General features: G+C 71.0%; 12 protein-coding genes. All 12 read right to left on the reverse strand.

The genetic code is table 11. The annotated features are described in order from the left end of the window. Positions 1-4 precede the first annotated feature (4 nt). The 12 genes from GA707_RS00710 to GA707_RS00770 all read right to left on the reverse strand — a co-directional run bounded on the left by GA707_RS00710 (position 5) and on the right by GA707_RS00770 (position 14,091). Positions 5-1,126 (reverse strand): MBL fold metallo-hydrolase, encoded by a 1,122-nt coding sequence (locus GA707_RS00710; protein WP_152176508.1) that lies wholly within the window; start codon positions 1,124-1,126, stop codon positions 5-7. A gap of 42 nt (positions 1,127-1,168) precedes the next feature. Then, on the reverse strand, positions 1,169-2,011 hold the full coding sequence (locus GA707_RS00715; protein ID WP_152176509.1) for an HAD family hydrolase: 843 nt from the start codon (positions 2,009-2,011) through the stop codon (positions 1,169-1,171). Positions 2,012-2,032: 21 nt separating this feature from the next. After that, positions 2,033-3,127, reverse strand: a complete 1,095-nt coding sequence (locus GA707_RS00720) for a branched-chain amino acid aminotransferase (RefSeq protein ID WP_152176510.1) — start codon at positions 3,125-3,127, stop codon at positions 2,033-2,035. Positions 3,128-3,149: 22 nt separating this feature from the next. After that, positions 3,150-4,205: a 3-isopropylmalate dehydrogenase gene (locus tag GA707_RS00725; RefSeq protein ID WP_152176511.1), complete on the reverse strand. Its 1,056-nt coding sequence runs from the start codon at positions 4,203-4,205 to the stop codon at positions 3,150-3,152. A gap of 617 nt (positions 4,206-4,822) precedes the next feature. After that, on the reverse strand, positions 4,823-6,409 hold the full coding sequence (gene serA, locus GA707_RS00735) for a phosphoglycerate dehydrogenase (protein ID WP_152176512.1): 1,587 nt from the start codon (positions 6,407-6,409) through the stop codon (positions 4,823-4,825). Positions 6,410-6,590: 181 nt separating this feature from the next. Then, positions 6,591-7,070: a DedA family protein gene (locus GA707_RS00740; RefSeq protein WP_152176513.1), complete on the reverse strand. Its 480-nt coding sequence runs from the start codon at positions 7,068-7,070 to the stop codon at positions 6,591-6,593. A gap of 127 nt (positions 7,071-7,197) precedes the next feature. Then, the gene (locus tag GA707_RS00745) at positions 7,198-7,671 is read right to left on the reverse strand and encodes a DedA family protein (RefSeq protein WP_152176514.1); all 474 of its coding nucleotides are present in this window, start codon (positions 7,669-7,671) and stop codon (positions 7,198-7,200) included. Positions 7,672-7,762: 91 nt separating this feature from the next. Next, the gene (gene ilvC, locus GA707_RS00750; protein WP_152176515.1) at positions 7,763-8,794 is read right to left on the reverse strand and encodes a ketol-acid reductoisomerase; all 1,032 of its coding nucleotides are present in this window, start codon (positions 8,792-8,794) and stop codon (positions 7,763-7,765) included. A gap of 139 nt (positions 8,795-8,933) precedes the next feature. After that, positions 8,934-9,446 (reverse strand): acetolactate synthase small subunit, encoded by a 513-nt coding sequence (ilvN, locus tag GA707_RS00755; RefSeq protein ID WP_152176516.1) that lies wholly within the window; start codon positions 9,444-9,446, stop codon positions 8,934-8,936. After that, positions 9,443-11,440 carry an acetolactate synthase large subunit gene (locus tag GA707_RS00760; protein WP_152176517.1) on the reverse strand — a complete coding sequence of 666 codons (1,998 nt, stop codon included), beginning with the start codon at positions 11,438-11,440 and terminating at the stop codon, positions 9,443-9,445. Before GA707_RS00760 ends, ilvN begins: the two co-directional genes overlap by 4 nt. 303 nt (positions 11,441-11,743) lie before the next feature. Continuing rightward, entirely contained in the window at positions 11,744-13,315 is a 1,572-nt protein-coding gene (locus GA707_RS00765) for a hypothetical protein (RefSeq protein WP_152176518.1), read from the reverse strand. Beyond that, positions 13,312-14,091, reverse strand: a complete 780-nt coding sequence (locus GA707_RS00770) for an ABC transporter ATP-binding protein (RefSeq protein ID WP_152176519.1) — start codon at positions 14,089-14,091, stop codon at positions 13,312-13,314. The genes GA707_RS00765 and GA707_RS00770 overlap by 4 nt, the downstream gene beginning before the upstream one ends. Between the last annotated feature and the right edge of the window lie 14 nt (positions 14,092-14,105).

Consider the following 14,105-nt stretch of genomic DNA (forward strand, 5'->3'; position numbering starts at 1 on the left):
CGGGTCAGAAGCGCCACCAGTGGCTGGGGGGAGGGGGTGCGGAGACGTCGACGGCCTCGCCCACCTCAGGCATGACGTATGCGACGCCCGACTGCTCCGCGGCCGCGACGAAGCGCTCGGGCGGGTCGGACCACGCGTGTGGAGCGAGTGAGAACGTGCACCAGTGGATGGGGACGGCCAGCCGGGCACCGAGCTCGAGCGCGGCCTGCACGCCCTCCTCGGGATCCAGGTGGACCGGACGCCAGGCGGGGTCGTACATGCCCACCGCCATGAAGGCGGCGTCGAACGGACCGTGCTCCGCCCCGAGCGAGGCGAAGCCGTCGAAGTAGCCCGTGTCGCCCGAGAAGTAGGCCGATCCGGCCGGCGATCGGGCGACCCACGAGGCCCAGAGGGTGGGGTTGCGCCGGATGCCGCGCCCGGAGAAGTGCTGGGACGCCACCGCCGTCAGCGTGATGGTGCCGAGGGTCGTCGACTCGGACCAGTCGAGCTCGATGATCCTTCCCTGGTCCACGCCCCACCGTTCCAGGTGGGCACCGATCCCCAGCGGGACGACGAACGGGCACCGTTGCTGCCGGTCCAGCGCCTGGATCGTCGCCATGTCGAGATGGTCGTAGTGGTCGTGGCTGATGACCACAGCGGCGAGCGGGGCCAGCGCCTCGAGCGCGAAGGGAACGGGATGCATCCGGCGGGGCCCGACATGGGCGCTCGGGGAGCACCGCTCGCTCCATACGGGGTCGAACAGGATGCGCTCCCCGCCGAGGGAAAGCAGCACGCTCGCATGCCCGAGCCAGGAGAAGTGCAATCCCTCCGACGGCAGGGTGGAGCCGTCGGCCCGCACCGGCACCGGCCCGGCCGGCTCCCTGCGGTCCCGGTCCGTCAGGAAGCGACGGGCCACCTCTCGGGACGTGGTCCCGTCACTGCTCACCATGCCGGCCACGGGATCGAGGTTGTGGAACCGGCCATCCCACCAGTTCGGGGACCGGCGCATCCGGGCCAGTCGGGCACCGTCCGGCACTCCGCCGATCTGCTCCCCCATGTCCCGCCCCGTGCGCGTCGCGGCCACGGCCAGGGCGCCGAGGGCACTGGCGGCACCGGTCGCGATCGCGAAGCGGGTGCGCGTGCTCATGGACCAATTGTGGGTCATCGGCCCCGCCCGCGCCCGCAGGGCTCAGGAACCGAGAAGCCCGGCGGCCGTGGGACGGTCCCCGACCAGCGGCTCGGTCGTCACGGCGACCCCGTCCTCGTCGTTGCTCGGCGCGATGTGGTCGGCCATCTCGAGCACCTCCTGATGGGCGTTGGCGACCGCGATCCCCCGACCGGCCCACTCGAGCATCGGCAGGTCGTTCGGCATATCGCCGAACGCCCACACCTCCTCGGCCGCGATCCGCCGCTCGGCGCTCCAGCGAGCCAGGGCCGTCGCCTTCGAGACTCCGGCCGGACCCACCTCCGCCAGTCCGATCGCCCCGGAAAAGGCGAGCCGCCCCCGCTCGGCGACCACCTCGCGCACCACGACGAGGAACTCCTCCGTCGGCCGTCCTGGCGCGAGCGCCAGCAGCTTGCCCACGGGGCGGGCGAGCAGGGCGCCGTCGTCGCCGGCGCGCACCACGACCCGCTCCGTCTCCCGGCGCGGGTCCGGCCAGCCGTCCTCGAAGAACGGCCCGGTGGCGGTCTCCGTCGCGAGGAGCACCTGCGGCAGCGCCCGACGCAGGTCCGCCATGACGTCGGCCAGCACAACCGGGTCGAAGCAGTGCTGCTCGACGATCTCGCGAGCCTCCACCGCATACACGAACGCACCGTTGCCACAGATGGCGATGCCGTGCGCTCCGACGACGTGCGCCAGATCGTGCAGCCAGCGAGGGGGTCGTGCCGTGACGATCACGGTCTCGATCCCCTGCTCCGGCAGCGCGGCCCACACGCGTGCCGTGCGGGCACTGACCGTGCCATCGCTGCGCAGAAAGGTCCCGTCCAGGTCGGTGGCCACCAGCCGCGGGCGTCGGATCACTGGTGTCATGCTCCCGGCGGTGACTCGGCGTCAGACCAGCCTGGTCATCCAGCCGTGGGCGTCCTCCGCGCGGCCGTACTGGATGTCGAGCAGGCGCTCGCGGATCGAGTTGGTCACCTCGCCACCGTTCTCGCCCGCCGTGGAGGGGGCAGAACCGCCATCCCACCGGAGCTCGCCTACCGGGGTGACGACCGCGGCGGTCCCGCACGCGAAGATCTCGACGATCTCCCCGCTGCGGACGCCGTCCTTCCACTGCTCGATCTCGATGCTCTCCTCTCGGGGGTCGAGGCCGAGCTCCTTGGACAGCTCGAGGATCGAGGCCCGGGTGACCCCCTCGAGGATGGAGCCGGTGAGCTGCGGGGTGAGGATGCGCCCGTCCTTCATGACGAAGAAGAGGTTCATCCCGCCCAGCTCCTCGATGTAGGTCTGGGTCGAGGAGTCGAGGAAGACGACCTGGTCGCAACCGTGCTCCATGCCCTCGAGCTGTCCGGCGAGCGAGGACGCGTAGTTGCCGCCGCACTTGGCTGCGCCGGTCCCGCCCGCCCCGGCCCGCGCATACCGCGTGGAAAGCCACAGCGTGACCGGCTTCAGGCCGCCGGAGAAGTAGGCGCCCGCCGGCGAGGCGATGACCGAGTAGGTCACGGTCTTGGCGGGCCGGACCCCGAGGAAGGCCTCGGAGGCGTACATGAACGGTCGCAGGTAGAGGCTCTTCTCGCCCTCGCCGAACCCCGGAACCCACGCCTGGTCGACCTCGACGAGCGCGCGCAGCGAGCCGATGAAGTCCTCCTCCGGAAGCTGCGGGAGGGCCAGCCGCGTCGCACTCCGGTTCAGCCGCTGGGCGTTGGCCTCGGGCCGGAAGGACCACACCGAGCCGTCCTCGTGACGGTATGCCTTGAGCCCCTCGAAGATCTCCTGCGCATAGTGCAGCACGGCGGCCGACGGCATCAGCGTGATGGGACCGTACTCGACGACCTTGCCGTCGTTCCAGCCCTGACCGTCGGTCCACGTCGCGACCAGCATGTGGTCGGTGAAGTTCGTGCCGAAGCCGGGGTTCACGAGGATCTGAGCGCGCTCGCTGTCCGAGCGCGGGTGCGCGGCGGGGGTCACGGGGAAGGAGAGAGCCATAGGGGCAAACCTACTCGTTCGGCTAGAGCCTGGAGGCGATGGCGTCTCCGACGGTCGACGTCGAGCGGGGCACCTCGCCACGCCCTGCGAGGTCCGCCGCGACGGCCCCCTCGACTCGGGCGCTCGCCTCTCGGAGACCGACGTGGTCAAGCAGCATCGCCACGGAAAGGATCGTCGCCGTGGGGTCCGCGACCCCCTGGCCGGCGATATCCGGTGCCGACCCGTGGACGGGCTCGAACATGCTCGGCACCCTGCGGTCCGGGTTGATGTTGCCCGACGCCGCGAGCCCGATACCGCCCGCGACGGCGGCGGCGATGTCGGTGATGATGTCGCCGAAGAGGTTGTCGGTGACGATGACGTCGAACCGCCCCGGGTCGGTGACGAGGAAGATCGTGGCGGCGTCGACGTGCTGGTAGGCGGTCTCGACGTCCGGGAACTCGGTGCCGACCTCCTCGACGGTGCGCCGCCACAGGTGTCCGGCGTGGGTGAGCACGTTGTGCTTGTGGACCAGCGTGAGGTGCCTGCGCGGCCGCGCCTGGGCCCGGGCGAAGGCGTCCCGGACGACCCGCTCGACGCCGAAGCGGGTGTTGACGCTGACCTCCGTCGCGATCTCGTGCGGGCCGTTCGCGCGCAGCGAACCGCCGTTTCCGACGTACGGCCCCTCGGTGCCCTCACGCACGACGACGAAGTCGATGCCGCCCGGCGCGATGCGCCGGACGTCGAGCGGGCTGGCGACTCCGGGGAAGAGCTTCGCCGGACGGAGATTGACGTAGTGCTCCAGGGCGAATCGCAGCGGCAGCAACACGCCGCGCTCGAGGACACCGCTCGGCACGGTGGGGTCGCCGATCGCTCCGAGCAGGATCGCATCGTGACCGCGCAGTTCCTCGAGGACGCTGTCGGGGAGCGTCTCCCCCGTCGCATGCCATCGACGGGCGCCCAGGTCGTAGTCGGTCGTCTCGACCGAGACCTCGCCCGCCGCCGCGGTGAGGACCTTGAGGCCCTCCGCGACGACCTCCAGGCCGATGCCGTCACCCCCGATGACCGCGATGCTCAAGGACGCCGGCGTGCTCTCGCTCATGCGCGGCAGCCTAGGCATCGATCCCGGTATGCGGACCTCCCGTCTCGCCTCCCGGTCACCCGAGCCACGGCCCGCGTGCGGCGGTCGCCGGGCTTGGGCCTCTCGGTGCGCACAGCGACGCACGAGCGGCCGCGGGGGCGGACGTGCGCCGGGAGCGGGTGTGCGCGGCGCACATCGAAGGGCCCGTCCGGCGTCGCCGTACGGGCCCTCGACCTCTGATGCTCTGATGCTGCTCGGTGTCAGTCGTCGGTGTGACCCTGCTCGCGCAGGTCCATCGACTCCTGCAGCGCCTGCCGGGCGCGCTGTGCCTCTTCGCTCATGGCTGTGATCCCTCCGTGGAGTGTCGAACTGTTGGGTGGTGCTCGAGCCCCCGGGTGAGGGGGCGAGCGACGGATGTCGGTCGGCCGCGCGTGATGCGGGCATCGCGGGATCTCCGCGACGAGGGACCGACTCCTAACTCACCTCGTCGCGGCAGCGAATAAGTACGCACCGCGTCATGACCTCGACGGTACGCCCGCACGCCGCCCCCGCGACACCCGATAACCACATCGTGGACAGTCGGCCCGCCGGCTGAGACGGCGGTCACATCCCGACGTGATCCTGCAGTTCCGCAGGGGTCACTCGAGGTTGGCGACCTGGATGGCCTCGGTCCGGACGGTCTCGGCGATCGCACTGAGCACGTCGTCGGGGATGGTGCTGTCCAGCGTGAGGGCGACCAGCGCTTCGGTGGCCTCGTCGTTGCGAGCCACCTGCATCGAGGCGATGTTGACCTGGGCGTCTCCGAGCAGGCCGCCGATCTGCCCGATAACGCCCGGGCGGTCCTCATAGGTGAAGAACGCCATGTGCGTCGAGAGCGGGATCTCCAGGTCGAAGCCGTTGATGCCGATGACCTTGGGCACCATGCGCGGCCCCGTCAGCGTGCCGGCCACCGAGACCGTCCGCCCGTCGGCCAGGGTCCCCCGCAGCTCGGTGACGTTGCGGAAGTCGACCGCGTTGGGCGAGGTGACCAGCCGGACCTCGCACCCCCGCTCGGCCGCCATGAGCGGTGCGTTGACGTAGGTCACCGGGTCCTCGGTGATGTCGGTGAACAGTCCCTTGAGCGCCGACAGCTTCCAGATGCTCACGTCGTACTCGGTAATCTCCCCCTTGACGTCGACGTCGAGCTGGACCGGGCAGGCGCCCGCGATCGCGGTGAAGATCCGGCCGAGACTCTCGACGAGGGCGATGCCGGGGCGGACCTCCTCGGGCACGTGACCGCCGTCGACGTTGACCGCGTCGGGCACCACATCACCGGAGAGGGCGAGCCGGACCGACCGGGCGACGGCGACCCCCGCCTTCTCCTGGGCCTCCTCGGTCGAGGCGCCCAGGTGGGGGGTCACGACGACGGACTCGAACTCGAACAGCGGGCTCTCGGTGGTCGGCTCGGTCGCGAACACGTCCAACCCGGCGCCGGCGACCCGACCCTCTCGGATGGCCTCGGCGAGCGCCTCCTCGTCGAGCACCCCGCCGCGGGCGGCGTTGATGATCCGCACGCTCGGCTTGACCTTGGTCAGCGCCTCCTTGCCGATCAGACCCATCGTCTCGGGGGTCTTGGGCAGGTGGATCGTGATGAAGTCCGACTGCGCGAGGAGCTCGTCCAGGGTCACCAACTGGGCGCCGAGCTGGCCGGCTCGCTGAGCCGACGCATACGGGTCGTAGGCGAGGATCTCGACGCCGAAGCCCTTGAGCCGCTCGGCCACCAGCTGGCCGATGCGACCGAAGCCGACGACGCCGACCGTCTTGTCGAGAAGCTCGACGCCGCCGTACTTGCTCCGCTTCCACGCGCCATCCTTGAGTGCCTCGTTCGCGGGCGCGATGTTGCGCGCGCAGGCGAGCAGCAGGCCGACGGCCAGCTCGGCGGCCGACGTGATGTTGGAGGTCGGAGCGTTGACGACCATGACCCCGGCCTTCGTCGCGGCGGGGGTGTCGACGTTGTCCAGGCCCACGCCGGCACGGGCGATGACCTTGAGCCTCCTGGCGGCGGCGATCGCCTCGGCGTCCATCTTCGTCGCCGAGCGGATCAGGACCGCGTCGACATCGGCGAGCGCCGGCAGCAGCTCGGCGCGGTCGGACCCGTCGCAGTGGCGCACCTCGAAGTCCGGCCCGAGCGCATCCATCGTGGCGGGCGAGAGTTCTTCGGCGATGAGGACGACCGGCTTGGTCACGTGGGTCAGCTCCTTGGCTGGTGCAGGTCGGGTGATGGGGGTATGCGACGGTCGCCCCGGGCGGTGCCGTCGCCTGGTCCACGCCCTTGTGAGCCGGTCCAAGTGTACGAAGGTGTCAGCATGCGGACGGACTCGACCGGGATGCGGACGACCCGAGGCGCGTCAACGGCGTCCCGTGACCTCAGTCGGGGACGTCACCCGCCTGCTGCCGGCTGCCGCTCAGTCGCCGGGACACGAGGACGACCCCGGCGACCAGCCCGGCTCCGATGAGAGCCCACCACCACTGGGCACGACCGAGGAGGGCGCCCACGAACGCGAGCCCGACCGTGGTGTACAGCGTGGCCCACAGCAGGGCGCCGACGACGACGGCCGGGATCCAGCGCCGCTGAGGCATGCGCAGGACCCCGGCGGAGAGGTTGATCGCGGTCTGCACACCGACGGTGAGGAACCCCAGCGAGACGGCGGGCGGGCCCACGGTGCGGACCCAGCGCTCGGCCCGATCCATCCCCGGGCGCTCGAGCATCCCGGCGAAGCGGGACCGGGCACCTCCCGAACGGATGGCCCGACCGATCCAGTACGTCGCGTTGCCGCGGATGAAGGCCCCCAGGAAGAGGACGACGAAGACCGCCCAGACCGGCCAGCCCTCGGTCAGCTCCTCCACGGAGTCAAGCCTAGGTCGGCCACTGGGTGGCTCGAGATCGGACCACCGGTGCGTTGCCTCATGTCGGTGCGCCACACCGCACCGAACACGATGCAACGCACCAAACACGACAGGGGTCGACTCGAGGTCAGCCGGTGGGGCCCGCCCGCATCCGCAGGTGCCGACGCACCAGCCACCAGCCCACGAGGGCGACGGCGGCACCCGCGATCACCCACGGCGTGTAGCCGGCGACGATGGCCTGGAAGGCCGCGATGCCGATGACAGCCTGCATACTCGCCCAGGGCAGTGAGACGACCCCGAGCGCGAGATAGAACGTCAGCAGCGGCATGTGCAGGCCACCGGCGATGACCTGGGTCCCGGCCGAGACGCCGTAGAACGGGTAGGCGAGGATGATCGACTTCGGCCCGACCCGGGCGAAGTACTCCTCGGCCTGGACGAGGCGGCCCTTGGAGACTCGCACGGCCCAGTCGTGGAGCCGGCTGTCCGGCCGCCCCCGCGACAGCCGACCGAGCAGGTAGTAGCCGGCGCCGCGGACGAGCGCGAACGCCCACAGGGCCAGCGCCACGAGCGGCACCGGCAGCCCAGCGAGCGTCTCGGTCACTGGATGAGCCTACGGCCGGTCGAGGACGACGGCGTGCGCGCTCGACCGACCGTGAGGTCGGCTGCAACCGCTCGTGGGGCTCAGCCGCAGGTCAGCGGGCCGCCGATCCCTCGACGTAGTCGGTGTCGCGGTCGCTGTCGAGCCAGGCCATGAGCTTGCGCAGCTCCTTGCCGGTCTTCTCGATCGGGTGCTGGGCACCCTTCTCGCGCAGGGCCTTGAACTCCGGACCCCCGGCGTCCTGGTCGTCGATGAAGCGCTTGGCGAACGAGCCGTTGCGGATGTCGGCAAGAACGGCCTGCATGTTCTCCTTGACATGGGGGTCGATGACCCGCGGACCGGACACGTAGTCGCCGTACTCGGCGGTGTCGGAGACCGACCAGCGCTGCTTGGCGATCCCGCCCTCGATCATGAGGTCGACGATGAGCTTGAGCTCGTGGAGGCACTCGAAGTAGGCCACCTCGGGCTGGTAGCCCGCCTCGACGAGGGTCTCGAAGCCGTACATGACGAGCTGGCTGGCGCCACCGCACAGGACGGCCTGCTCGCCGAACAGGTCGGTCTCGCACTCCTCGGTGAAGGTCGTCCTGATCCCGCCCGCGCGCAGGCCGCCGAGGGCCTTCGCGTAGGACTTCGCGAGCTCGAGAGCCTGCCCGGAGGCGTCCTGCTCGACCGCCACGAGGACCGGCACACCCCGGCCGTCGACGTACTCCCGGCGCACGATGTGGCCCGGACCCTTGGGCGCGACCATGATGACGTCGCTGTCGCTCGGCGGGGTGATGTAGCCGAACCGGATGTTGAACCCGTGGCCGAACAGCACCGTCGAGCCGGCGGCCAGGTTGGGGGCGATGTGGTCGGCCCACACGTGGCGCTGAACCTGGTCCGGGGTGAGGATGACGACGAAGTCGGACTCCCTGACCGCGTCGGCGACGGTCTTGACGGTCAGGCCCTCCGCCTCTGCCTTGGCGATGCTCTTGCTGCCCTCGGCGAGGCCGACGCGCACGTCGACCCCCGAGTCGCGTAGGCAGAGCGCGTGCGCGTGGCCCTGGCTGCCGTATCCGATGACGGCGACCTTCCTGCCCTGGATCAGGGACAGGTCTGCGTCGTCGTCGTAGAACATCTCGGCCATAGCGGTGGCCTCTCCTTCGCGTCGGTGGGTGGGTGGATGCGGGTGTGCGGGTGCGGTGGGCAGGTGGGTCGTCAGGTGCTCGGGTCGAGGGTATGCGGTGGCACCGACCGCGGGTCGGCCCGCCCGAGCGGTGGACGGGTCAGGCGCTGCGCAGCGCCCGGTCGGTCATGGAGCGCGAGCCCCTGCCGATGCCGATGTGCCCGGACTGGACGAGCTCCTTGATGCCGAACGGCTCGAGCACCTCCAGCAGGGCGCGGAGCTTCTCGGCGTTGCCGGTCGCCTGGATGGTCAGCGTCTCGGTGCCGACGTCGATGACGGCGGCGCGGAACAGCTCGACGGTCTGGATGATGTGCGGTCGCGCGGACTGGTCGGCACGGACCTTGATGAGCATGACCTGCCGCTGCACCGACGATGCGGGGTCGAGCTCGACGACCTTGAGCACCTCGATGAGCTTGTTCAGCTGCTTGGTCACCTGCTCCAGCGGAAGATCCTCGACGTCGACGACGACCGTCATCCTCGAGATCTCCGGGTGCTCGGTCGGGCCGACGGCGAGGGAGTCGATGTTGAACCCACGCCGGGCGAACAGGCTCGCGATACGGGCGAGGACACCGGGCTTGTTCTCGACGAGGACGGACAGGGTGTGCTTGCTCATTCGGTCTCCTCCGTCGACGTCGCGTCCGTCCCTGAGCCGGTGCCGCCAGCCGACCCCTCGGGATAGAGCGCCGAGGCCCCGGGGGTGCCGTGATGCACTCCGCTGCCGTCGGCGTCGAGACCCTGCTCGGTGGCGGGGTCGTCCTCGCGGTCCCACTTCGGCGAGAGCCCGCGGGCGATCTGGATGGCGTCGTTGGACACGCCGGCAGGCACCATCGGCCAGACCATCGCGTCGCGCTCGACGACGAAGTCGATGACGACGGGCACGTCGGTGATCTCCATCGCCTTGCGGATGGTGGCGTCGACGTCCTCGGGCCGCTCGCACCGCAGTCCCACGCAGCCGTAGGCCTCGGCGAGCTTGACGAAGTCGGGCACGCGGCTGCCGACCGAGGTGTGCAGGTCGGTGTTGGAGTACCGCTCGTTGTAGAACAGCGACTGCCACTGCCGGACCATGCCGAGCGAGCTGTTGTTGATGATCGCGACCTTGATCGGGATGTCGTTGATGACGCAGGTGGCCAGCTCCTGGTTCGTCATCTGGAAGCACCCGTCGCCGTCGATGGCCCACACGACCCGGTCGGGGTCGGCCGCCTTGGCTCCCATGGCGGCCGGGACCGCGAAACCCATCGTGCCGAGGCCGCCGGAGTTGATCCAGCTGTTCGGCCGCTCGTACCGGACGAACTGCGCCGCCCACATCTGGTGCTGGCCGACGCCGGCGACGTAGGTCGCATCCGGCCCGGCGATCGCGCCGATCCGCTCGATGACGTACTGCGGCGCCACGGCCTCGGCGTCTTCGGGCGGGGTGTAGCCGACGGGGTAGTCCCGGCTCCACCGGGTCGTCGTCTCCCGCCACTCCGTGTAGTCACCACGGCGGCCGGCCTCGTGGTCCGCTCGGATCTGCGCGACGAGGTCCGTGATCACCGCGGCACAGTCCCCGACGATCGGCACGTCGGCCGTGCGGTTCTTGCCGATCTCCGCCGGGTCGATGTCGGCGTGGATGATCCGTGCGTTGGGTGCGAAGCTCGACAGCTGCCCCGTGACCCGGTCGTCGAACCGGGCCCCGAGGGCGATGATGAGGTCCGACTGCTGGAGGCCGGTCACCGCCGCGACCGAGCCGTGCATGCCGGGCATGCCCAGGTGCAGCGGGTGGCTGTCCGGCACGGCACCGCGCGCCATGAGCGTGGTCACGAGCGGGATCCGGGTGAGCTCGACGAGCTCGCAGAGCTGCTCACTCGCCCGGGCCCTGATGACGCCACCCCCGACATACAGGATCGGCTGCTTGGCCTCGGTGATGAGCTTGGCCGCCTCACGGATCTGCTTGGCGTGCGGCTTGGTGACCGGACGGTACCCGGGAAGCTCCATCTTCGGAGGCCACGAGAACGTCGTGTGAGCCTGAAGAGCGTCCTTGGTGATGTCGACGAGCACGGGCCCGGGGCGTCCGGAGCTCGCGATGTGGAACGCCTCGGCCATGACCTGAGGAATCTCCTCGGCTCGGGTCACGAGGAAGTTGTGCTTGGTGACGGGGAAGGTGATCCCCCGGATGTCGGCCTCCTGGAAGGCGTCGGTCCCGATGGCCGCCGAGCTGACCTGCCCGGTGATCGCCACCATCGGCACCGAGTCCATCCAGGCGTCGGCCAGCGGCGTCACGAGGTTGGTCGCACCCGGCCCGCTCGTCGCCATGCAGACGCCGACCTTGCCGGTCTCCACCGCATACCCCTCGGCGGCGTGGCCGGCCCCCTGCTCGTGCCGGACGAGGATGTGCCGCACCCGCACCGAGTCCATCAGCGGGTCGTAGGCCGGCAGGATCGCCCCACCCGGCAGTCCGAAGACGGTGTCGACGTCGAGCGCCTCGAGCGAGAGGACGAGGCTCTGGGCGCCGGTGACCTCGACCGGCGTGCGGGCCCGGGCGGTCGCCGCGAGGTCCGACGGTGTCGGCCGGGAGCCCCCATGCCGCTTCGACGGCGCAGCCGGGGGGGTGGGGGTGGGGTGCGTGGCCATGTCGCTCACGTCATTCCCTTCGGGTGTCGTGCTGCTGGTGGGATTCGGTCGGTGGTCGTGCAGGTCGGTCGGACGGTATGCGGTGGTGCGGGCAAGAAAAAACCCTCCCGTCCGCAGTGGACCAAGAGGGAGAGCGCGCTCGTCGGGCGGGTCGCGTCAGCGAGCGCGCTGGTGAAGTACGAGGACGAGTGGCACATGCCTACTTTCGCCGCGCGCTCACACCGTGTCAATGGTCGAGACGCCTCGTCCCAGCATCCGGTCGGGTGCGATGGGTCACAGCCGCCGGGATCACGGCTGCCAGGGTCACAGTTCCGCGCGTCTGAGCCGGTCCAGCATCTCCGGCGCGCGAGCGTCGAGGCGCATGCCACCGAGGGTGATCCCGGCGCCCAGCAGGGTCGCAGCCCAGACCACGGAGCCGACGAGCAGGATCCCCTGGGCGGGCGCGCTCTCCGGGACGACCAGTCCGGCGACCGCGACGGGGATGAGGCAGCCGATCGGCACGATGAACGCGACGAGGCCGCCGACGAGGCCCTGCGTGCCCGAACCGGTCGTGCTGGCGAACGGGTTGCCGCCCGGCTTCGGAGCGACCCCCGGCATGAGGGCCCCGACGAGGCAGGCGGTGCCGAGACCGGCTCCGAGGGCGACGATGACGAGCGATGGCCAGCGGGCGTCCGGCGGGACCAGGTCGAGGCCGGTGAGCACCGCATACAGGATCGCGAGGAGGGGGACGTAGAGCAGCGCGGTGCCGATGACCCGACCCAGGCGGTCCTGCCAGCCCCGCACCCCGGTCGTCACGTGCAGGGCCCAGGACGTGCCGTCATAGGCGAGGTCGTTGAGCAGGGTCAGACCGGAGAGCACGGCCAGAGCGATGAGGGCGATCCGGGCCGACCACGCCTCACCGGTGACGAGGGACTGGGTGACGAGCAGGAGCGGCAGGACGAGGGACTGCACGGCCACGGTCACCAGGCGGGTGTCCCGTCGCCACATGACGAGACGCCGGGCGGCGATCACTCCCAGGGCTCCGAAGGGCGCCCAGCGCAGGATGAGTCCGCGCCCGCGGATGCGCTGGTCACCCACGGATCGCAGCGGAGCCGTCAGGGCGCGGGCGACCTGCCGCTCGTACAGCGCCCACAAGGCGGCGATGGCGCCGACGGTGAGCAGCGTCGTCAGGGCGGCGGCGGCGTGGTCGCCGGCCTGCACGTGCATGGGGATCGCCCAGGGCCAGCCGACCGGGGTGCGCCCTACGACGGTCGCGGCCGCGTCGAGGTCGGAGGTGTCGAGCGTCGTCGCGGGCAGTCCGCTCCCCAGGGCGAGCCCGAGTGCTGCCGGGGTGAGCGCCACGAGCGAGATCAGAGCCGCTCCGACCGCCCGGCCCCGGCGGCTCGACATCACGCCGGCGAGGAGGCCGACGACCACCCGGGCGAGGAGGACGGTGAGCAGGACCCCGAGAACCGCGGAGCCGAGCGCCGCCGCCGCGGAGGAGGCCCGGTCCGACCAGGTGACGACGGTGGCGAGCGCCACGATCGAGAGAAGCACCGGCGGGATCCCGGTGAGGACGGCCGTGAACAGCCCGACGGCCAGCGGCCGGGGCCGCACCGGCAGCACCGCGAACCGAGACGGGTCGACCGTCGAGTCGGCGGCCGCCGCGAGGACCGACAGGACCGTCCACGAGAGAGTGAGCATTGCGAGCGCGATGACTGCGGCTCCGCGCAGCTGGGGGGCGGCCAGCCCGGCACCCACCAGCGCGGAGACTGCCACGGCGGTCAGTCCGAGCCCGACGAGGACACCGATGATCGTCGAGACGAGCAACCCGACGTTGCGCTGCACCAGCCTGGACCAGAGCCGCCAGCGGAGCTGGACGACGAGCCCGATCACGGGCGTGCGGCGCTCAGCCAGGACAGACCCTCGCCGCTGTCCGGCCGGGCGCCCACCAGCTCGAGGAACCGGTCGTGCATCGACCGGCCGCCACGCACCTCGTCGATCGGCCCGGCGGCGAGGACCGCGCCTGCGGCGACGACGGCCACGTGGTCGCAGAGGCCCTCGACGAGCTCCATGACGTGGCTCGACATCACGACCGTCCCACCGCCGGCGACGATGCGTCGCAGGATCGAGCGGATCACCTGCCCGGACACCGGGTCGACCGCCTCGAAGGGCTCATCGAGGACGAGCAGGGCCGGGGCGTGGATGAGGGCCGCGGCCAAGGAGATCTTCTTGACCATGCCGGCCGAGTAGTCGGCGACGACGACGTCCTGGTCCGCGCTCAGGTCGAGGACCGTGAGCAGCTCCCCCAACCGCTGCTCCACCACGGCGGGGTCGAGCCGGCGCAGCGCTCCGACGTATGCGAGCATCTCGCGCCCGGTGAGGTGCTCGAAGAGACGCAACCCGTCCGGCGAGACTCCCATGAGCGCCTTCGCCCGCGGCGGGTCGGCCCACACGTCGACCCCGAGCACCTCGGCCACGCCGGCCGTGGGTCGGAGCAGCCCGGTGGCCATCGACAGCGTCGTCGTCTTGCCCGCACCGTTGGGCCCGACGATGCCGTACAGCGTTCCGCGGGGGACCTCGAGGCTGAGCTCACGGACCGCCCACATCGCGCCGAATGCCTTGGACAGACCCCGCAGGCGCAGGGCCGGGGAGGACCCGGACGGCGGCATCGACGCGGCGCGAC

Source organism: Nostocoides sp. F2B08, assembly GCF_009184895.1.
In the GTDB taxonomy this organism is placed as follows: Bacteria; Actinomycetota; Actinomycetes; order Actinomycetales; family Dermatophilaceae; genus F2B08.